General features: G+C 68.3%; 19 protein-coding genes. 7 read left to right on the top strand and 12 right to left on the bottom strand.

The window, feature by feature from the left end; genetic code table 11:
• The 5 genes from OG300_RS04025 to OG300_RS04005 are packed head-to-tail and all read right to left on the bottom strand — an operon-like array spanning window position 1 to window position 5085.
• On the bottom strand, window positions 1-1716 hold the full coding sequence (locus OG300_RS04025; protein WP_405492252.1) for a fatty acyl-AMP ligase: 1716 nt from the start codon (window positions 1714-1716) through the stop codon (window positions 1-3).
• 1 nt (window position 1717) lies between these two features.
• A complete protein-coding gene (locus OG300_RS04020) occupies window positions 1718-2962 on the bottom strand; it encodes a cytochrome P450 (RefSeq protein WP_405492250.1) in 1245 nt (414 codons plus the stop codon).
• Complete coding sequence (locus OG300_RS04015) at window positions 2959-3882, bottom strand: class I SAM-dependent methyltransferase (RefSeq protein WP_405492248.1); 924 nt, start codon at window positions 3880-3882, stop codon at window positions 2959-2961. The genes OG300_RS04020 and OG300_RS04015 overlap by 4 nt, the downstream gene beginning before the upstream one ends.
• A 2-nt stretch (window positions 3883-3884) precedes the next feature.
• Window positions 3885-4142, bottom strand: coding sequence for an acyl carrier protein (locus tag OG300_RS04010; RefSeq protein ID WP_405492247.1), 258 nt, complete (start codon window positions 4140-4142; stop codon window positions 3885-3887).
• Window positions 4143-4155: 13 nt separating this feature from the next.
• On the bottom strand, window positions 4156-5085 hold the full coding sequence (locus OG300_RS04005) for an acyl-CoA desaturase (protein WP_405492245.1): 930 nt from the start codon (window positions 5083-5085) through the stop codon (window positions 4156-4158).
• 231 nt (window positions 5086-5316) lie between these two features.
• On the opposite strand from OG300_RS04005, the gene OG300_RS04000 reads away from it, so the two are divergent.
• Genes OG300_RS04000 through OG300_RS03990 form a run of 3 tightly spaced genes read left to right on the top strand, consistent with a single transcriptional unit; the run spans window position 5317 to window position 7500 of the window.
• Window positions 5317-5916, top strand: a complete 600-nt coding sequence (locus OG300_RS04000) for a dihydrofolate reductase family protein (RefSeq protein WP_405492243.1) — start codon at window positions 5317-5319, stop codon at window positions 5914-5916.
• Complete coding sequence (locus OG300_RS03995; protein ID WP_405492241.1) at window positions 5913-6254, top strand: YciI family protein; 342 nt, start codon at window positions 5913-5915, stop codon at window positions 6252-6254. Before OG300_RS04000 ends, OG300_RS03995 begins: the two co-directional genes overlap by 4 nt.
• 1 nt (window position 6255) lies before the next feature.
• The gene (locus OG300_RS03990; RefSeq protein ID WP_405492239.1) at window positions 6256-7500 is read left to right on the top strand and encodes an RNA polymerase sigma factor; all 1245 of its coding nucleotides are present in this window, start codon (window positions 6256-6258) and stop codon (window positions 7498-7500) included.
• Window positions 7501-7628: 128 nt separating this feature from the next.
• On the opposite strand, the gene OG300_RS03985 is transcribed toward OG300_RS03990, so the two are convergent.
• Complete coding sequence (locus OG300_RS03985; protein WP_405492237.1) at window positions 7629-8249, bottom strand: TetR/AcrR family transcriptional regulator; 621 nt, start codon at window positions 8247-8249, stop codon at window positions 7629-7631.
• Between the two features lie 64 nt (window positions 8250-8313).
• Here OG300_RS03985 and OG300_RS03980 point away from each other — a divergent pair, with 64 nt between their 5' ends.
• Together OG300_RS03980 and OG300_RS03975 are read left to right on the top strand one after the other, a co-directional pair.
• A complete protein-coding gene (locus tag OG300_RS03980) occupies window positions 8314-8982 on the top strand; it encodes a class II aldolase/adducin family protein (RefSeq protein ID WP_405492235.1) in 669 nt (222 codons plus the stop codon).
• Entirely contained in the window at window positions 8979-9914 is a 936-nt protein-coding gene (locus OG300_RS03975) for a carbohydrate kinase family protein (protein ID WP_405492233.1), read from the top strand. Before OG300_RS03980 ends, OG300_RS03975 begins: the two co-directional genes overlap by 4 nt.
• A 35-nt stretch (window positions 9915-9949) precedes the next feature.
• Here the strand turns inward: OG300_RS03975 and OG300_RS03970 are convergent, their stop codons facing one another.
• Window positions 9950-10549: a TetR/AcrR family transcriptional regulator gene (locus OG300_RS03970; protein ID WP_405492231.1), complete on the bottom strand. Its 600-nt coding sequence runs from the start codon at window positions 10547-10549 to the stop codon at window positions 9950-9952.
• A 40-nt stretch (window positions 10550-10589) separates the two neighbouring features.
• Here OG300_RS03970 and OG300_RS03965 point away from each other — a divergent pair, with 40 nt between their 5' ends.
• Entirely contained in the window at window positions 10590-11558 is a 969-nt protein-coding gene (locus tag OG300_RS03965) for an SMP-30/gluconolactonase/LRE family protein (protein WP_405492229.1), read from the top strand.
• 68 nt (window positions 11559-11626) lie between these two features.
• Here OG300_RS03965 and OG300_RS03960 read toward each other — a convergent pair whose 3' ends face one another.
• The 3 genes from OG300_RS03960 to OG300_RS03950 all read right to left on the bottom strand — a co-directional run bounded on the left by OG300_RS03960 (window position 11627) and on the right by OG300_RS03950 (window position 15575).
• On the bottom strand, window positions 11627-12772 hold the full coding sequence (locus OG300_RS03960) for an acyl-CoA dehydrogenase family protein (RefSeq protein ID WP_405492227.1): 1146 nt from the start codon (window positions 12770-12772) through the stop codon (window positions 11627-11629).
• Between the two features lie 182 nt (window positions 12773-12954).
• The gene (locus OG300_RS03955; RefSeq protein WP_405492225.1) at window positions 12955-13761 is read right to left on the bottom strand and encodes a lysophospholipid acyltransferase family protein; all 807 of its coding nucleotides are present in this window, start codon (window positions 13759-13761) and stop codon (window positions 12955-12957) included.
• A gap of 143 nt (window positions 13762-13904) precedes the next feature.
• The gene (locus OG300_RS03950; protein WP_405492223.1) at window positions 13905-15575 is read right to left on the bottom strand and encodes an AMP-binding protein; all 1671 of its coding nucleotides are present in this window, start codon (window positions 15573-15575) and stop codon (window positions 13905-13907) included.
• A 516-nt stretch (window positions 15576-16091) separates the two neighbouring features.
• On the opposite strand from OG300_RS03950, the gene OG300_RS03945 reads away from it, so the two are divergent.
• Entirely contained in the window at window positions 16092-16874 is a 783-nt protein-coding gene (locus OG300_RS03945; RefSeq protein ID WP_405492221.1) for a GntR family transcriptional regulator, read from the top strand.
• 7 nt (window positions 16875-16881) lie between these two features.
• Here OG300_RS03945 and hflX read toward each other — a convergent pair whose 3' ends face one another.
• Both hflX and dapF read right to left on the bottom strand, forming a co-directional pair.
• On the bottom strand, window positions 16882-18375 hold the full coding sequence (gene hflX, locus OG300_RS03940; RefSeq protein WP_405492219.1) for a GTPase HflX: 1494 nt from the start codon (window positions 18373-18375) through the stop codon (window positions 16882-16884).
• A gap of 64 nt (window positions 18376-18439) precedes the next feature.
• Window positions 18440-19333, bottom strand: a complete 894-nt coding sequence (gene dapF / locus OG300_RS03935; RefSeq protein WP_405498462.1) for a diaminopimelate epimerase — start codon at window positions 19331-19333, stop codon at window positions 18440-18442.
• Window positions 19334-19363: the final 30 nt, after the last annotated feature.

Below are 19363 nucleotides of genomic sequence, written 5' to 3'. Positions count from 1 at the left end.
TCAGCTCCTCGTGGTGTCGGCGAGTGGTTCGGTTTCCGGGGTCCACGGCGCGAATTCGGCGGCCAGATAGCGGTTTCGGGCCGCGGCGCGCATGATCTTGCCGCTGCTGGTGCGCTGCACCTGGCCGGAAGCGGTGAGCACGACATCGGCCGGGGCGAGCTCGTGTTCGCGCAGCACGGCGGCCCGGATCGCGCCGGTCACATCGACCGGGTCGACCGCGTCGGGGTGCCGGATCTCGTGCACGATCACCAGCTTCTCGCCGCTCGGCGACGGGATCGAGAAGGCCGCGCCGGGGCCGCTGTGCAGCGCCGGATGCGCGGTGCGCACGGTCTGCTCGATGTCTTGCGGGTAGTAGTTGCGCCCGCGAATGATGATGAGGTCCTTGAGGCGGCCGATCACGTACAGCTCCCCGTCGAGCAGTAGCCCGAGGTCGCCGGTGCGCAGGTAGTCGCCGTCGGCGTGGAAGGTCTCGCGGGTGGCGTCGGGTCGCCGCCAATAGCCCTGCGCCACCTGCGGTCCCGACACCCGGATCTCACCGGCGTGCTCCGGCGGGCAGTCGCGGCCGGTGTCCGGGTCGACGATGCGCACGTGCTCACCGTCCAGCACCCGCCCCGACCCGATCAGGGTGGTGGTGCGGGCACCGGAGCCGGGCAGGTAGCGGCGCTCCCCCAGTGCGTCGGTGTCGGCGCTGAGCAGGCGCGGACCCCGCCCCTGGATGCTGCCGCTGACCAGCAGTGTCGCCTCGGCCAGGCCGTAGCAGGGATACCAGGCGCCGGGGTCGAATCCGTAGGGCGCGAACGCTTCCGCGAACCGGTCCAGAGTTTGCGGCCGGATCGGTTCGGCCCCGTTGAACGCCACCCGCCAACTGCTGAGTTCGAGATCCACGATGGGTCCGGCGGCCGCGCGCGCCACGCACGCCTCGAAGGCGAAGTTCGGTCCGCCGCTGGTGTGCGCGCGGTAGCGGGAGATCGCGGTCAGCCACAGCAGCGGCCGCCGGATGAACGCGCCCGGTGACATCAGCACGCTGGTCGCGCCGACGTAGAGCGGTTGCAGCACATTGCCGATGAGGCCCTGATCGTGGAAGAACGGGGCCCAGCCCACCACCGTGGAGTCGCGGTCGTGGCCGAACGCGGCCCGGATCATCCGCTCGTTGGCCACCAGGTTGGCGTGGGTGACCATGACGCCCTTGGGCGTGCCGGTCGAGCCGGAGGTGTACTGGAGGAAGGCGATATCGTGCGGGCTCGGTTCGACCGGATCGAATCCCGTTGCGTCGGCGCTGATCCCGTCCACCGCGAGCCACTGCGTGGCCCCGCACAGCGGTTCCAGGATCGCGCGCAGCGGCGGCAGGAACATCTCCAGGGTGAGTACCGCGGTCGGCGCGCAGTCGCGCACGATGGCGCGCGTCGCCTCCTGAACCCGCTCGCGGCGCGGCGGATTCAGCGGCACCGCGATGACGCCCGCGTACAGGCAGCCGAAGTAGGCGACGATGAACTCCGCGCACTGCGGGAACACCAGGATCGCGCGATCCCCCGGCGCGCACCGGGTCCGCAGTTCCGCCGCGACCGCGCGGGCGCGCGCGTGCAGTTCCGCGTAGGTGAGAGTGACCGTCTCCTCGCCGTATTCGTCGAGGAAGATGTAGGCGGTGCGGTCGGGCTCGGTGGCGGCGCGCAGGCGCAGCACCTCCGGCAGCAGCGCCTCGGGCGGCAGTTCGGTCATCTCAGGGCTCCCGCCGCACGGTCACGGGGAGGCGTTTCAGTCCGCGCACGATGAAACTGTGGTCCTGCCAGTCGAAGTCGTCGGTGAGTGGCTCCAGCCGCAGCCCCGCGAGGTGACCGAAGGCCACCCCGGTGACGAGTTCGGCCAGCTGGCCGCCCAGGCAGCCGTGCATACCGTGCCCGAACGCCAGGTGGGCGCTCGCGTCACGGGTGAGGTCGAATTCGTCGGGACGCTCGTACATCGCGGGGTCGCGATTGGCCGCGCCCAGGCACACCAGGACCTGTTCGCCCGCGTGGATCAGCTGGTCGCCCAGCAGTACGTCGCGGGTGGCGAGGCGCTTGGTGAGTTGCAGCGGGCAGTCGTAGCGAAGCGCCTCCGCCACAGCGGCTTTCACCATCGTGGGGTCGTCGCGCAGCAGGGCGGCCTGGTCGGGGTGCCGCAGCAGCGCCAAGGTCCCGTTGCCGATCAGCGATTTGGTGGTCTCGTTGCCCGCGACGAAGCACATGATGCAGACGAAGACCAGCTCCTCCTCGGTGAGGGTGTCGCCGCCGGAAGTGCGCGCGGTGAGCAGGCGGCTGATCAGGTCCCCGCCGGGGTGCTCGCGGCGCTGCGCCACCAGCTCGGTGAGCGCGGTGGCGAAATCCTCGACCACCTCACGCACGCGGGCGAAGTCGGCGGCCTTCATCAGCCCGGGTTCGAGCAGAAAGCGGATGTCGTGGGTCCACGGCCCGACCTGCGCGCGCAGTTCGTCCGGCAGCGCCATCCATTCGCACAGCACCGCGATCGGCAGTGGCGCGGCGAAATCGCGGATCAGGTCCATGCCGCCCGCGTCGGCGGCATGCTCCAGCAGCCGGGTGGACGCGGCCTCGGCGACCGGTCGCAGCTCGGCCACCGCGGCGGCGGTGAACACCCGGTTCACCAGTCCGCGCAGCCGCGCGTGATCCGGATTGTCGGTGAACACCAGCGACTTTCGCCCCAGGCGCGCGATCCGGCCCACCTCGGGCTGCCCGAGCCGATCGGCCTGCTCGCTGACCAGCTGCGGGATCAGTCCGGCGCTGAAGGAGCGGTCGTGCAGCACCGCCTTCACATCGGTGTAGCGGGTCAGCACCCACATGCCCAGGGTGCGGTGCACCGGCCGCACCGCGCGCAAGTCGCGGTACATCGGGTACGGGTCACGACGAAACTCGGCGCTGAACGGGTTGAATCGGGCCCGCGGCGGTGCGGGATCCGGACCGGCCACCGTCATGCCCGGCCCTCTTCCCGAGAGCTCTTCGCCTCGAAGAAGCCGGATCCGTACGGCCGCAACACGAGTCGGAACAGGGTGAGCTTGCCCATCCGGAAACCCATGGCCGAGAGCTTCAGGTACCGCTCGTAGCGGGCCACCGCCTCGGCCCCGACCAGCGCGGTGGCCTCGGCCCGGTGCGCGCGCAGGCCCCGCGCCCACTCCGCGCAGGTCCAGGCGTAGTCGAGGCGGCCGTTGGTGACGGCGCAGACCTCGAACAGGCCGTCGGCCGCCGCGGTGATCTCGGCCAGGGTGGGCAGTTCGGCGTCGGGGAAGATCTCCCGCTGCATGAACGTATTCGCCTGCGCGGCGGTCATGTTCGCATAGGCGATGGTCTGTAGCGAGAGCGTCCCGTCTGGTCGCAGCCAGTCCCGGCAGCGGGTGAAGAACTCGCGGTAGACGCGGATCTTCTCGGCGGGCGCGTCGTCGGGGCGGGCGAAGTGCTCGAACGCGCCGATCGAGATGATGCCGTCGAAGCGGTCGGCGGGCTGGTAGTGCAGCCAGTCCTCGACCCGCACCTCGACGCCCGGATAGTTCTGTGCCCGAACGTATTCCGCCTGCTCGTCGCTGAGCGTCAGGCCGACCGCGCGGGTGATCGCGGGCTGCCGCGACACCCGGTCCAGGATCGCGCCCCAGCCGCAGCCGATATCGAGCACCGATCCGGCCCGCTCGACACCGATCGCGTTCAGGTGGTGATTCAGCTTGTGCTCCTGCGCGAGTTCCAGTGTGTCGTCCGGATTCTCACGCAGGGCGCAGGAGTAGCTCAGCGTCGGATCCAGCCACAGCCGATAGAACTCGTTGCCGATGTCGTAGTGGTGGCGGATCGCGGCGGCCGCGGCGTCGGTGCGCTCGACATCGACCGCGCCGGATTCGACGGCGACCATGCTCAGGCCACGTTCCGCGGCAGGTGCTCGTGCAGGTAGGCGGCGACCGCCTCCAGCGTGGGGTTGTCGTAGAGGTCCTCCGGCGACAGGTCCACGCCGTAGCGCTCCTCGACCTCGATCAGCAGTGCCACGGCCAGTGCCGAATCCACGCCGAGGCGGTCGAAATCCGCGGTCGGGTCGATCGAGGTGGCGGGCACCTCCAGCAGGTCGGCCAGATACTGCTGGCACCAGGCGACGATGGCTTCCTTGCTCGTATCCACGGTGAAACCTCTCTCAGGCAAGACGTTTGGCGGCGATGCGCGCCTCGGACGGCAGTTTCAGATCCCAGGCCTGACCGGTGGCGGCCAGCACGCGAATCAGCCAGTAGCCCGGATCCAGCCGATACCAGTCCAGGCCGAAGGACGGCGACTCCGGGAACGCGTGATGATTGTTGTGCCACGACTCACCGAGGGTGACGAGCGCGAACACGCCACCGTTGTGGCTGTTCTCGCGGGAATCGTAATGCTTGGTGCCGAACATGTGCAGGAACGAGTTGATCGCCCACACAATGTGTTCCAGCAGGAAGATGCGCACCAGGCCACCCCACAGCAGGCCGCTGACCGCGCCGGTCCAGCTCATCGAGACCAGGCCGCCGACGACCGCCGGCGCCAGCAGACCCAGCGCCACCCACCAGTAGTAGAGCCGCGCCACCCGCACCAGGCGGCGGTCGCGGATCAGGTCGGGCGCGTAGTGCACGATGTTCGGGTATTCGTGGCGGCGCATCCACAGGAAGTGCGAATGTGCCAGTCCGCGAACGGCTCCCCGCAACCCGCCACCGGACAGGTTGGGCGAGTGCGGATCTCCGTCGCGGTCACTGTATTCGTGGTGGCGCCGGTGCAGCGCGACCCACGACACCACCCCGCCCTGCCCGGCCATCGAACCCAGGACGGCCAGCATCGAGGACACCCACGGCGCGGCCTTGAAGGTGCGGTGGGTGAACAGTCGGTGATAGCCGACGGTGATGCCCAGGCCGCTCAGCAGCCACATCGTGAACAGCAGCCCGAACTCCAGCCACCCGAAGGGCCGCACCCACAGGAAGGCGACCGCGGCCACCGTGCCCACGATCGGCAGTACGTCGAAGAGCAGGAAGTGACGGCGCTGCAAACGATGGATATAGGCGGTACTGATCGTTTTGCGGCGCGGCTGTGCATTGGTTTCGGTCATCGCCGATGACACCCCTCGGACAGGCTGGACGACAGTCCACCAGCGGAATGATCCGACCGTAACAGCGCGCTCCACCGGGTCGGCCGGGCTCGGATCGCCCTCGATCGCAGCATCGGAATCGGTGATCGAGCGGCGAATTCGAGAAGTTCGCGCCGCGCTGTCGTATCCGAGCGTTCTCGTTCGTACAGAGGGTGAACCCGGCACCGGGCCGGGCGAGACCCAGGAGTGAAGATGAGCAGGATCGTCGCGGTAGTCAGCGTCACCCTCGACGGCGTCATGCAGGCCCCCGGCCGCGCCGACGAGGACACCCGCCACGGCTTCGAGCACGGCGGCTGGTCCGGGCCGTATGCCGACGAGGTGCAGGGCCGCTACATCGGTCAGCACATCGCGAGTCATCAGGGCGGACTGCTGCTGGGCCGCCGCACCTACGAGGACTTCCACGGCTTCTGGCCCGAGCAGACCGGCAACCCGTTCACCGAGGCGCTCGACAAGACCGAGAAGTTCGTGGCCTCGCGCACGCTGTCCGAGCCGCTGCCCTGGCAGAATTCGACCCTGCTGCCCGGCGACGCGGTCGCGGCGCTGCGGCAGTTGCGCGCCGACCGGCCCGATCTGGATCTGGTGCTGCTGGGCAGCGGTGATCTACTGCGTTCGCTGATCCGCGCGGGCATGATCGACGAGTACCTGCTGCAGATCCACCCGTTGATCCTCGGCACCGGTACCCGGCTGTTCGACGACGTCGAGCTGAGCGCACTGACGCTCACCGACAGCGTGGTCACCGGGACCGGCGTCATCATCGCCACCTACCGGCCGACCGGAGAGGAACAGCGTTGAAGCAATACCTGCTCAGCATCTTCCAGCCCGACAGCACCGGCGTACCCGACAACCTGCCGGAGATCATGGCGAATCTGGAGGCGCTCAACGACGAGATGCGCGCGCACGGCGCCTGGGTGTTCGCGGCCGGGCTGCACGCACCGAGCACCGCCACCGTGCTGCGCGCCGACGGACCCGACATGCTCGTCACCGACGGCCCGTATGTGGAGGGCAAGGAGCACATCGGCGGCTTCACCGTGATCCAGGCCGCCGACCTCGACGAGGCCCTGGAATGGGGGCGGCGGCTCGCGACCGTGGTCACCCTGCCCATCGAGGTGCGGCCCATCCAGGATCGCTGAGATGGACTCCGGCGCAATCGATCTCGCGGCGATCGAGGCAATCTTCGCCGAGCAGTACGGGCGCGCCGTCGCCAGCCTGATCCGCGTCTTCGGCGATGTCGACATCGCCGAAGACGCGGTCCAGGACGCCTTCACCACCGCGGTGCAGCGCTGGCCCGCCGACGGACTGCCCGCCAGCCCGCCCGGCTGGATCATCACCACCGCCCGCAACCGGGCCGTCGACCGGCTGCGCCGCGAGGCGGCCCGGCCCGCCAAATACGCGCAGGCCGTGCTGCTGCACGCCCAGGACGAACCGATCGAGGAGGGCGCGGTGCACGACGACCGACTGCGCCTGATCTTCACCTGCTGCCACCCCGCCCTGGCCCGCACCGCCCAGGTCGCGCTCACCCTGCGCCTGCTCGGCGGCCTCACCGTCGCCGAGATCGCCCACGGCTTCCTGGTCCCGGAAACCACCATGGCGCAACGCATCACCCGCGCCAAGGGCAAGATCCGCGACGCCCGCATCCCCTACCGGGTGCCCGCCGACGCCGACCTGCCCGCCCGCCTGCACGCGGTACTGGCCGTCATCTACCTGATCTTCACCGAGGGCCACACCGCCAGCACCGGAACCGAACTCGTCCGCGCCGACCTGTGCGTCGAAGCCCTGCGCCTGGCCCGCGTGCTGGCCGAACTCATGCCCGACGAACCCGAGGTGCACGGCCTGCTGGCGCTGCTGCTGCTCACCGAATCCCGCCGTGCCGCACGAACATCCGACAGTGGCGCGCTCATCCCGCTACCGGAACAGGACCGCGAGCTCTGGGACCGCGGCCTCATCACCGAGGGGCACACGCTGGTCCGAGAATGCCTGCGCCGCAACCAACCCGGCCCGTACCAGCTCCAAGCCGCCATCAACGCCGTCCACGCCGACGCCCCCACCGCCGCCGACACCGACTGGTCGCAGATCCTCACACTCTACGACCAGCTCACCACACTGTCCCCCGGCCCGATGGTGGCGCTCAACCGCGCAGTCGCCCTCGCCGAGATCGCCGGTCCGGCAGCGGCACTCACCGAGATCGACACCCTCGAACTCGCCGAACACCATCTGTTCCATGCCATCCGGGCCGATCTACTGCGCCGTCTCGGACGCACCTCGGAGGCCGCGCACGAATATGCCGCCGCCATCGCGCTCACCGGAAACCAGGCCGAGCGCGGCTACCTCGGCAGCAGGCTCGCCGCGCTGGAACAGCTTGGTATCGAGGCCAATTGAGGGTTGCGAGCACCTGATCGGCCATATTCCGCAACCCGGGAACGGTCGGGTGGACCGGTGCGAACGCGGGTGTGCCCACAGTGGGGATGAAGCCGTTGACCCATTGATCGGCCGGTGACGCGCAGGCGTCATGGCCGGACCGCGAGGTAGGCGCGCAGGGCGATCCTGCCCTGCGCCAACAGCTTCGGATCGCCCTGCGGGTCGGAGCGGAAGGCCTCCTGCATGACCGCGTCGCCCATCAGGTGCGCGACCCAGCACGCGGCGTCGAGATCCTCGGTGTCGGTCACGCCCTGGGCCAGCATCACCTCGCGTAGGGCGAGCGCCATGCGGCGCTTGTGCTCACGATCCAGGGCCCGGGCCCCCTCGGTGAGGTGACGGCCCAGCCACAGGGCGCGGAATCCGGGCTCGCTGCGGTACAGGTGCGCGAAGGCGTCGAGGAACGTCCCCGCCGGATCATCCCAGCGCTGAGCGCGCGCGAGTTCCAGCAGTCCGGCCATCTCGGATTCGATCTGCGCCAGGTAGGAGGCCGCCAGTGCCTCGATGATGGCGTCCCGATCGGGCAGGTACTGGTACAGCGAGCCGACCGAGATGCCGGCCGCCGCGGCCACTTTGATCATGGTGAGTGCTTCCACGCCCTCGGCGGCGATGAGCCGGTCGGCCTCCTCGATCACCTTCGCCAGCCGTTCGCGACTGCGGGCCTGCTGCGGTACTCGCCGCAGTACCGCCTCCGGTAGCACGTGGACCGCCATGAAGCCTCCCGAAACATTCGCGAACTGAACGTGAATCTGAATCAGATTCACGTAATGTAGCCCCATGACCATCCCGATGCGAGCCGAACGCGCGGAAATCGCCGCAGCCTGTCGACTGCTCGCCGAGCAAGGGCTGTTGATCGGCACCGCGGGCAATGTCAGCCTGCGCACCGAGGACCTGATCGCCGTCACACCGACCGGTGCGGTGCTCGCCGAGATCACCGCCGACGACATCACCGTGGTCGATCCGGCGGGCGAGATCGTCGGCGGCCGTTATGCCCCCACCTCCGAACTCGGCCTGCACCTGGACATCTACCGCACCTACCCGGCGCAGGCGGTGGTGCACACGCACGCACCCAAATCCACCGCCGTCGCCTGCGCACTCGACGAACTGCCGGTCATCCACTACCAGCAGCTGGTCCTCGGCGGCACCACCCGGGTCACGCCCTTCTTCCCCTTCGGCACCACCGAACTCGCCGACGCGGTACGAGAAGCCCTGCGCGGCAAGCAATCCGCGCTGCTGGCCAACCACGGCGCGGTCACCCTCGGCGCGAATCTCGGTCAGGCCGTCGACAACGCACTGCTCCTGGAGTGGGCGTGCGCGCTGTACCTGGACGCCAGCCGCCTCGGCACCCCGCGCGTGCTGACCGAACAGCAGCAGACCGCCGTCCTCGAGGTGGCGCTGCGCACCGGCTACGGCACCCGCAAACCCCTCCGGAAGGACACCGAATGAAGGTCATCACGCTCGGCGCACACGTGCTGGACATCCTGGTCAGGCCCGTCACCGAGATCCCCGCCGGTCAGCAGACCGCACTGGTCGAAGACATTCGAGTCACGGCGGCGGGCACGGCCGCGGGAACCGCCCTGACCCTGGCCAAACTGGGTGCGAGCGTCCACACCGCGGGCGCGGTCGGCACCGACGCCTCCGGCGATTTCCTGCTGACCCTGCTCGAACGCGCGGGCATCGACACGAAACTGGTCGTCCGCAAACCCGACCACGCCACCTCGTCATCGGTACTGCCCATCCGCCCCGACGGCGACCGCCCCAGCCTGCACCTGCTCGGCGCCAACCCCTTCTACACCCTCGACGACGTGAACTGGGACGCATTGCGCGACGCCGACCACCTCCACCTGGGCGGCCCCGAACTGATGGGCGCACCCACCGCCGCCCGAATCCTGGCCTACGCCAAGGACAACGGCGTCACCACCTCGGTGGACCTGATCGCACCGGGCAGCCTCGGCAGCCTCGACGCCATCGCGGCGGTCTTACCCCACACCGACTACTTCCTGCCCAACGACGACCAGGTACTCGGCTTCACCGGCACCACCGATCTCCTCGACGGCTGCCGCATCCTGCGCGATGCGGGTGCGGGTCTGCTCGCCGTCACCCGGGGCGCGGACGGCACCCTGCTGTTCGGACCCGAAGGGCCCGAGGACATTCCGGCCTTCGACATCGTCCCGGTCGACACCACCGGCTGTGGTGACGCCTTCTCGGCGGGCTTCCTGCGCGCCGTGGCCCTGGGCCGATCGCCACGCGACGCCGCGATCCTCGGCAATGCCGTGGCCGCCCTCGTCGCCGGGGGCCTGGGCAGTGATCACGGCGACTTCAACCTCGCCGCCGCCGACGCCTTCGCCGCCATCACTCGCACTCGCGGGGACCACTGACCGAACCACCGAAGTCTTTCGGGCTGCCTGATCGATCAGCTGATCGGAACCAGTGCGCGGCAGGAGATCTCGACCAGCTGGCGTGCGACCGGGCGGTCCATGGGCTGACCGGCCACCAGCCAGCGGTAGATCAGGGGGCCGAAGAGGATGTCTCGCACCAGATCCGGTGCGAGGTCGGAGCGGAGTTGGCCCGCGAGTTGAGCGCGCTCGATCAAACCGTGCACCAGCACGGCACGGGGTGCGAGGTAGGAGCCGAACAGCTGCTCGGCCAGTTCGGCGTCGTGACGCGCTTCGGCGTGCAGAACGAAAGCTGCCGAGGCGTAACAACTCTCGGCGAAGGTCGTGATGAAGTCCACGGCGATGTCCAGCAGGTCCGACAACGCGTCGCCGGTGTCGGGCGTGCTCAGCGGCGGCATGCCGGCGGCCAGGGCGTGCGCGACCAGGGCGGGTTTGCCGGGCCATCTGCGATAGATCGTCGGCCGGGTCACCCCGGCCGCCTTGCCCACGGCCTCGAGCGTCAGTGCCGAATAGCCGTGTGCGGCCAGCAGCTCCAGGGTGACGGCCAGGATCCGGTCGTCGACCTCACGACGTCGTGGTCGGCCGCGCGGTGAATCGGTTGCTGGTTGACCTGGCATGGCCTCATGGTACTTAATTTACGGGTCGTATCGTAAATCAATGAAGGGGACGTCCGTGCAGCGAGGCACTCAGGCCGCGAGCCGAAGAATCCCACTGCTGATCGCCGCCCTCGCGGCCTTCACGCCCGCACTGGCGAGTACCGCGCCACAGGCCGCAGCCGACGAGAACTCCTGCCAGGCAGTGCAACTCACGTCTGTGCCCGCACCGGTGCCGGTACTGGACTGGTCGGAGAACCTCGGCTACGACCGACAGGGCAACCTGTGGGTCGCCCGGATCATGCGCAGCGAGGTGCAGCGCTTCGACCGGTCCGGGCAGCTGACCGCGGTCGTGGGTGTGCCGTTCCCGGGCGCGGTCCGCCTCGGGCCGGACGGCTGGATGTACGTGGCCTCGGGCGCGGTGCCGACCAATTTGATCCCCGGTACGCGAAACGGCGCGATCGTTCGATTCGACCCCAGCGTGGATCATCCTGCCGCGCAACCGTTCTCGACCGGTCTCGGCATGCCCAACGGCATGGGTTTCGACGCCGCCGGAAACCTCTACGTCGCCGACAGTCAGCTCGGCGTGCTGAAGTTCGGCGCGGACGGGGTGCTCGATCCGGCCTGGACGGCGGCCGCGCCGAAGAACTTCGACCTCGCCGACGGCGTCAACGGCATGACCCTCAACGGGCTGACCGTCGCGGGCGAGGACGTCTACGTCACCGTCACCGCCAGCCTCACCGGCCGCGTCCTGCGCGTCCCCATCGCCGCACCCGACCACGCGGAGGTCGCGGCGGATCTGCTGCCGCAGGCGGCGACCGCGCTCCCCGACGACCTCACCGCGGTCGGTGACACCCTCTACGCCACCACCACTGCCGGACAGCTGGTGCGCATCGACACCCGCACCCACGAGACCTGCACCATGCTGACCGGGCAACCACTGACCGCGGTCGCCGCCGATCCGAACGCCCCGGGCGAACTGGTGCTGGCCACCGAGAGCGGTGACCTGCTGCGGGTGCGGGCGGAACACTGACGGCAACAGCCACATTCACCGTCCGGGCCGGGTGAGTGACGGGGTCGCCCCGGCCCGGACGCGGTGCGTCAGGCCAGCTTCAGGCTGCGGCCGATGATCTCCTTCATGATCTCGGTGGTGCCGCCGTAGATGGTCTGCACGCGAGCGTCCATGTACGCCTTGGCAATCGGGTATTCGCGCATATAGCCGTAGCCGCCGTGCAGCTGCAGGCACTTGGAGATCAGGTCGAGCTGCTCCTCGGTGCTCCACCACTTGGCCATGGCGGCTTCCTCGACGGTCAGCTTCTCCACGTTGAGCAGCTCGATGCAACGGTCGGTGAACACCCGCACCGCGGTGGTCTTGGTGGCCAGCTCGGCCAGCACGAAACGCGTGTTCTGCTGTGCGCCAATGGGTTTGCCGAAGGCCTTGCGGTCACGCACGTACTGGCAGGTGAGGTCCAGGCAGGCCTCCATGGCGGCGGCGGCCATCACGGCGATGGACAGGCGCTCCTGCGGCAGGTTCTGCATCAGGTGGATGAAGCCCTGGCCCTCGGTGCCCAGCAGGTTCTTGCCGGGGACGCGGACGTCGGCGAACGACAGCTCGGCGGTGTCCTGTGCCTTGAGGCCGATCTTGTCCAGGTTGCGGCCGCGCTCGAATCCGGGCATACCACGCTCGACGACTAGCAGCGAGAAACCCATCGCGCCCTTCGACGGGTCGGTCTGGGCGACCACGATCACGATGTCGGCATTGATGCCGTTGGTGATGAAAGTCTTGGAGCCGTTGAGGATCCAGTCGTCGCCGTCCTTGACCGCGCGGGTCTTGATGCCCTGCAGATCCGATCCGGTGCCCGGCTCGGTCATGGCGATCGCGGTGATGATCTCACCGGAACAGAAGCCCGGCAGCCAGCGCCGCTTCTGCTCGTCATTGGCCAGCTCCAGCAGATACGGCGCGATCACATCGTTGTGCAGGCCGAAACCCAGCCCGGAGTAGAAGCCCTTGGTGACCTCCTCGGTCACGATGGCGTTGTAGCGGAAGTCCTTGACCCCGCCGCCGCCGAACTCCTCCGGCACGGCCATCCCCAGGAAGCCCTGCTTGCCGGCTTCCAGCCAGACCGCGCGGTCGACGATGCCGTCGTGCTCCCACTGTTCGTGGTTCGCGGCCACGTGCTGATCGAGAAACTTACGGAACGACTCCCGGAACAAAACATGTTCGGGTTCGAAAAGGGTGCGCTCCACGCCAACCTCCTACAGTGACCACAACGGCACCATCGCCGGTACCCGATACGGTACTCGAAAACCGAATGGAGGTTAACTTCAAGGGGTGAGAAAGCGGTCCGAACAGCGACTGTCGCCATTGACGTCGCGGAACGGAGCTGATGAACGCCGGTAAACCTACCGGGCGATCGGGGGCGTCGGCGTCAGAGACCGAACGCGGAGAGGGTGCGACCCAGCAGGCTGCGCCCGCGGTCACGGTCACGCTCGGCGAGCAGGAAATCCAGCTCACCCTCGAGCGCCTTCTTCACCACCAGTTGCAGCTCACCGGCGGCCACCTCGAGGTCCTCGGCGTCACGCCACGGGCTGGTGTCGATCGGGGTGCCGAGCGAGTAGTAGAAGCGTTCCGGCTTGGGCACCAGCGTCGGCCCGAGACCGCGGATCAGCGGCGGCGTCAGGCTCGAGCGCAGACCCAGCCCCTCGACCGCCTTGCGGATCGGTGTCATCACCGGATGGTCGCCGTCGAAGATGATGTCGTAGATGTCGTCGCCACCCACCATGGCGATCGGCACGATCGGCGCACCGGTCTCGATGGCCATCTTCGCGAACCCGGTGCGGCCCTCCCACAGCAGCTGATACTTCTGTCCCTTGCCGCGCATGGCTTCCCGGCCGCCCCCCGGGAACACCGCGACCGCCTCACCCTGCTCGAGCAGCGTCGTGCAGTTGTGGCGATTACCGCGCACGATGCCCCAGCGGTGCAGCACGTCCCGCAGCCCCGGCACATCGATCAGCACGTTCTCGGCGAGCCCCCGCACCAACCGGTCGTGCCGTTCCAGGATCTCGTGGGCCAGCAGCGGCGCGTCCGTGCCACCGGCCAGACTGTGATTGCCCACCAGCAGCACCGGCCCCTGCAGCGGAAAGTTGTCCAGCCCGTAGAAACGCGGACTGAACCAGACGCGCGACGGCGCGATGAGCGCATCGATAATGCGGCGATCGGTATCGGACAGATTCACATGCAACGGCGCACCGTCTGTGAGCCCCTGCGAAGTCTTGATTACCGACAAATGACTGTCATTGCGTGACAAGACAAAACCCTCCCTGCGGACTTTCGACAACTAGATGTTAACGAAAGTCCACGCAGGGCATCGGGCGAGGGTTACAGCAGGTGCGCGCGGCCGAATGCGGCGAACTCGGCCTCCAGCTCGGCCCTGGTCGCCGCAGTCAACGGGGCGTATTCGGGCTTGCCGCGTCCCGCCCAGCGATACACCGGTTCGCCGGTGCGCCACGACTGGGTTTGCAGTTCCCGCTTGAGCACCTTGTTGGACCCCGTCACCGGCAGATTCGCCGAGACGCGCAGCAGTCGCGGCGCACCCTTGCTGCCGAGATCGGCTTGGGCAGCGAGGAATTCGGCGAACGCGGCGGTATCGAAGGTGCTCGGGTCGGCCACCTCGATGGCCGCCATCACCTGATCGCCGGAGCGCGGATCGGGCACGCCGAACACGGCCGCGGCGATGACGGCGGGATGCCGCCGGAGCACCTGCTCGATCAGCAGGGTGGAGGTGTTCTCGCCGTCCACCCGCAGCCAATCGCCCTGGCGGCCCGCGAAATACAGGAATCCGGCGGCATCGATATAGCCGAGATCGCCGGTCCAATACCAGCCGTTGCGCAAACGCTCGGCATCGGCCACATCGTTTTTGTAATAGCCCTCGAATACCAGCGCACCGGCTTTGTCGACCATCTCGCCGACCGATTCGTCCGGATTCAAGACGCGGCCGTATTCATCGATTTCCGCACGGGCACAATCGAGCAGGGTTGCGGCATTCACCACCGCGACACCCGGATGCGCGGGCCGCCCCAGCGCCGCCGCCGGAGCCGCCGGATCCAGGGCGGCCAGCGCCGGACCCTCGCTGGAGCCGTAACCCTCGAACAGCTCGGCTGCGAAGCGGCGCCGGAACTCGGCCTGATCGGCGACGGATGCCTCCGTGCCGAAACCCCGGACCAGGGTGTTGTCCGCGTCATCCGGCGATTGCGGGGTCGCGAGCAGGTAGCCCAGCGCCTTGCCCACATAGGTGAAGAAGGTCGCGCCGAAATACCGCACATCCGAAAGGAATTGCGAGGCCGAGAACTTCGGGATCAGGCAGACCGTCGCACCGTTGGCCAGCGCCGGAGCCCACAGCGCCATGATCGCGTTGCCGTGGAACAGCGGCATGCAGCAGTAGTCGACGTCCGCGCGGATATGCCCGAATTTGTCGCTCGCCGCGTAGGCGATCACCGCCAGCCGACGCTGACTGCACTTGACCGCCTTCGAGGTGCCGGTGGTCCCCGAGGTGAACAGCAACAGCAGCAACGACTCCGGGCTCGCGAACGCCTGCGGCCGCACCCGATGCGGTTCGAGCCGCGCCGCGTAGCCCGGATCATCCACCAGCAGAAAGCGATCCGGCTCCAGGCCGAGATCCAGACCCTTCAGCCGCGCCATCCCCGCCACGTCGGTGACGATCAGCTGACAGTCCACGTACCGGATATCGGCCGCCAACTGGGCGTCACCACGCGTCGGATTGATACCCACCACGGTTGCGCCGACCAACGCCGCCGCACCCAGCCAGAAAACGAAGTCCGGCACATTGTCGAGCAGCACGCCGATATGAAAGGGCCCGTCCCGCCGCATCGTTCGCGCCAACTCCCCGCGCGCCGCGGACTCCCGCACCACCGCGTCCCAGGTCCAGTCCCGCTCCCGGGTGCGCAAGCCGAGGCGCTCATCCCCCACCCGATCCAGCAGCATCGCCGCGATATCCGCGTGCCGCTGCGCGACCCCCGAATGCTCAGTCATGTCCGAATCGCCTTCCATATGCCGAGTTTGTCCGGTCAGGCACCGGGGTGCACGAGTTCCAGGTATTCCCGAGGCAACTCATCGCGAGTCAACTCCCGCACCTCGACCGGGCCGGGATGGTAGGAATCCGCAACTGCCGGAACACCACCAGGTACTCGGCCACTGGATCATCCACACCGCACCTCCTCGTGCACGCAACCACCACCGAGAGTGCCGAGGACCGTGTGATTTGCGCAGGAGTTCGCCGGGATCATCCGACTGACCGGGACCGGGGCTCGTCGGAACCATCTGGTCTCGCTCCCCGGGAATTCCGGGCTGTGCGGCAAACGAGGTTCCACCCGCGAGGGTGCATACTGCCGACAGACTTTCCAGACGACTGTCGCTCGGACAATATCGGGATCGACCTACCGATCGTTGTCTCGCCGCAGTTCCGCGAATCCGTCCCATCCAGACCGCGCGGCACCTATTCGGACTCGGGTGAGAAAGCGGGCCCGACGCGCGTGGGACAATCCGCCGGTGGCGAAGCCGACGATCGTGGACGACATCACCGAGCAGCTGGCCTACCGCATTGCGGCGGGGATCTACCGGCCCGGTGATCTGTTGCCGTCGGTGCGGCAGTTGGCGACCGAGTTCGCGGCCAGCACACCTACGGCCAACAATGCGCTGGGCAGGCTCGCGGCGCTCGGGTTCGCGGAACCTCGTCGGGGGCTGGGGTATCTGGTGCGGGATATTCAGCTGTACGGCGGAATCGATATGTGGCGCATCGTGTTCCGGTTCGCGCATCGGGTTCCGGAGCGGGCGGCGGCCTGTTTCGCCGACATCATCGATATCGACCATCAGTTGGTGATGCAGGCGGTGCGGTTGTTCGCGGCCGATCCGGGACGCTACGACCTCACTCCGGCGCTGCACGCGCTCAACCAGCTCGAACTGCTGGTCGCGGATGACGAGGCCGATCTGACCGACATCATGGCGGCCGAATTGCACGCGCTGCGATGCGCTTTCGCCATCCTCGGCAAGCCCGGGTCGCTCGCGCTGTTCAACACAGTCGGCGAAATGCTGCTGAGTGTGCCGGAGGCGGGGCCCGCGTTCTACGGACCCCTCGAACCGGCCGGACATGTACTGGTGGTGCGAACCCTGCTGGAGCTGCGGCTACCGGATGCCACCGACGGCGAGCCGCTCGACCTCGACCTGGTCGACTCGTTGATGCGCGCCTACCACGATCAGGTGGTGGAGACCTTCCGTGAGCTGATCACGAAATCCGCTGCGGCCGAGGACGAGCGGAGCACGACCTCGGCCTGACAGCGGCTCAGGCTGGTGAGCCCTCCGCGGCCTCACCCGCACCCGCGAACTGCACGAGCTGTCCGGCCAAGGAATTCGGGACGCGGGCGCGTACCCGGGTGCCGGTCTCCTCGTGCTCGGAGCTGATGATCTTGCCGTCGGCGTGGATTCGAGCCAGCAGGTCACCGCGCGTGTACGGCAGCAGCACGCTGACCTCCACATCCAGGCCGCCGAGGATCTCGGCGAGCCGATCACGCAGCTGCTCGATCCCCTGCCCGGTGCGGGCGGAGACGAAGATCGCCTCGGGCAGCCAGCCGCGCAGGCGGGTCACCTCCAGCGGATCCAGTGCGTCGATCTTGTTGACCACCAGCAACTCCGGCGGCGACTGCGTCTTGGTGTCGCGCAGCACGTCGGTGATGACCTCGCGCACGGCCTTGATCTGCTGATCCGGCAACGGATCCGAACCGTCCACCACATGCAGCAGCAGGTCCGCGCCCGTCACCTCTTCCAATGTGGAGCGGAACGCCTCGACCAACTGCGTCGGCAGGTGCCGGACGAAACCGACGGTGTCGGTGAACACGACCTCGCGGCCGTCTTCCAGCGCCGCCTTGCGGGTGGTCGGATCGAGGGTGGCGAACAGCGCGTCCTGCACCAGGATTCCGGCGTCGGTCAGCGAATTCATCAGGCTCGACTTGCCCGCGTTGGTGTAGCCGACAATCGCGACCTGCGGGATACCGCTGGCGGTACGCCGGGCGCGCTTGGTGTCGCGCGCCGTCTTCATCTCGCGAATCTCACGGCGCAGCTTGGCCATTCGCTCACGAATACGACGACGATCCGTCTCGATCTTGGTCTCACCGGGGCCACGCAGACCCACACCACCGTTGCTGCCCGCGCGACCACCGGCCTGCCGGGACATGGACTCACCCCAGCCACGCAGGCGCGGCATCATGTATTCCATCTGCGCCAGCGAGACCTGCGCCTTACCCTCACGGGAGGTCGCGTGCTGGGCGAAGATGTCGAGGATCAGCGCGGTGCGGTCGATGACCTTCACCTTGACGACCTTCTCCAGCGCGGTCAGCTGCGCGGGGCTCAGTTCACCGTCGCAGACGACGGTGTCGGCGCCGGTCTCGAGCACCAGGGCTCGCAGCTCTTCGGCCTTGCCGGAACCGAGGTAGGTCGACTTGTCCGGCTTGTCGCGACGCTGCACCAGCGAATCGAGCACCTCCGAACCAGCGGTCTCGGCGAGAGCGGCCAGCTCGGCCATGCTCGCCTCGGCCTGCTCGGCGGTGCCCTCGGTCCAGACGCCGACCAGCACCACGCGCTCGAGGCGCAGCTGCCGGTATTCGACCTCGGTGACGTCCTCGAGCTCGGTGGACAGACCCGCGACGCGACGCAGCGCACTGCGGTCGTCGAGCTGTAGCTCACCGACGGTGGGTTCGGCTTTCCAGCCGTTCCGGCCGGTGTCGGCGTCGTCGGTGATCTCCTCGGCGGGAGTGAACTCGTACGTTTCTGAATTACTCATACGCCTCCATGGTCCCACGTCCCAACGAGAACCCGCATTCGGTTATTTCAGGGCGCGCCGGAGATCAGGACTCCTGCCACCATTTGGCCGAGATTCGACCCGACGCCACCAGCACCGAAGGACCACGCAGCCATGCCGCGCCGTTCTCGATGCCGACGGTGACCGCGCCACCCGGAATCCGGACCTCGATGTGACCGGTGTCGGCGGCCAGATCGAAGCCGTCACGAGCCAGCGCCGCGGCCGCCGCGGCCACGGTTCCTGTTCCGCAGGAACGGGTTTCGCCGACCCCGCGCTCGAAGACGCGCATGTCCACGCCGCGCTCACCGTCGGAGCCGACGCCCAGCGCGGTGAGGATCTCGATGTTCACGCCGTGCGGGAAGAAGGCGTGGTCGAAGCCCGGCGCACGCGTCAGATCCAGCTCCGCCAGCCCGGCCGGGGTCAGCGCGGCATCCACGCAGGCCAGGTGCGGATTGCCGACGTCGATGCCGAGACCGGTGAACTCACGGCCGTCGAGGGTGGTGACGGAATCGCCGAGCACCTTGACCTTGCCCATCGCCACCGTCACCTCACCGTGCACGGGATCGGCGTGATGCACCACGACCGGACGCGCGCCCGCACGACTGCCCACCACGAACTCGGTGCGCGCCTCGAGACCGGTCGCCACCAGGTAGTGAGCGAAGACACGCACGCCGTTGCCGCACATCTCGGCGATCGAACCGTCGGCATTGCGGTAGTCCATGAACCAGTCTTCGGCGACGACGTCCTCGGGCAGCGCGGCCAGCGCGCCGTTCTCGATGAGCGCGCCCGCGCGAGCCACCCGCAGCACCCCGTCCGCGCCCAGGCCACGCTGCCGATCGCAGAGCGCGGAGATCCGGGACTCGGTCAGTTCCAGCCACGCGTCGGGGTCGGGCAGCACCACGAAATCGTTCTGGGTGCCGTGTCCCTTGCTGAATTCGATGTCAGCCGCGCTGTTGTCGCTCATGTGTCC

Source organism: Nocardia sp. NBC_00511 (assembly GCF_045161165.1).
Lineage (GTDB): Bacteria > Actinomycetota > Actinomycetes > Mycobacteriales > Mycobacteriaceae > Nocardia.
This window is presented reverse-complemented; position numbering and strand designations above follow the sequence as displayed.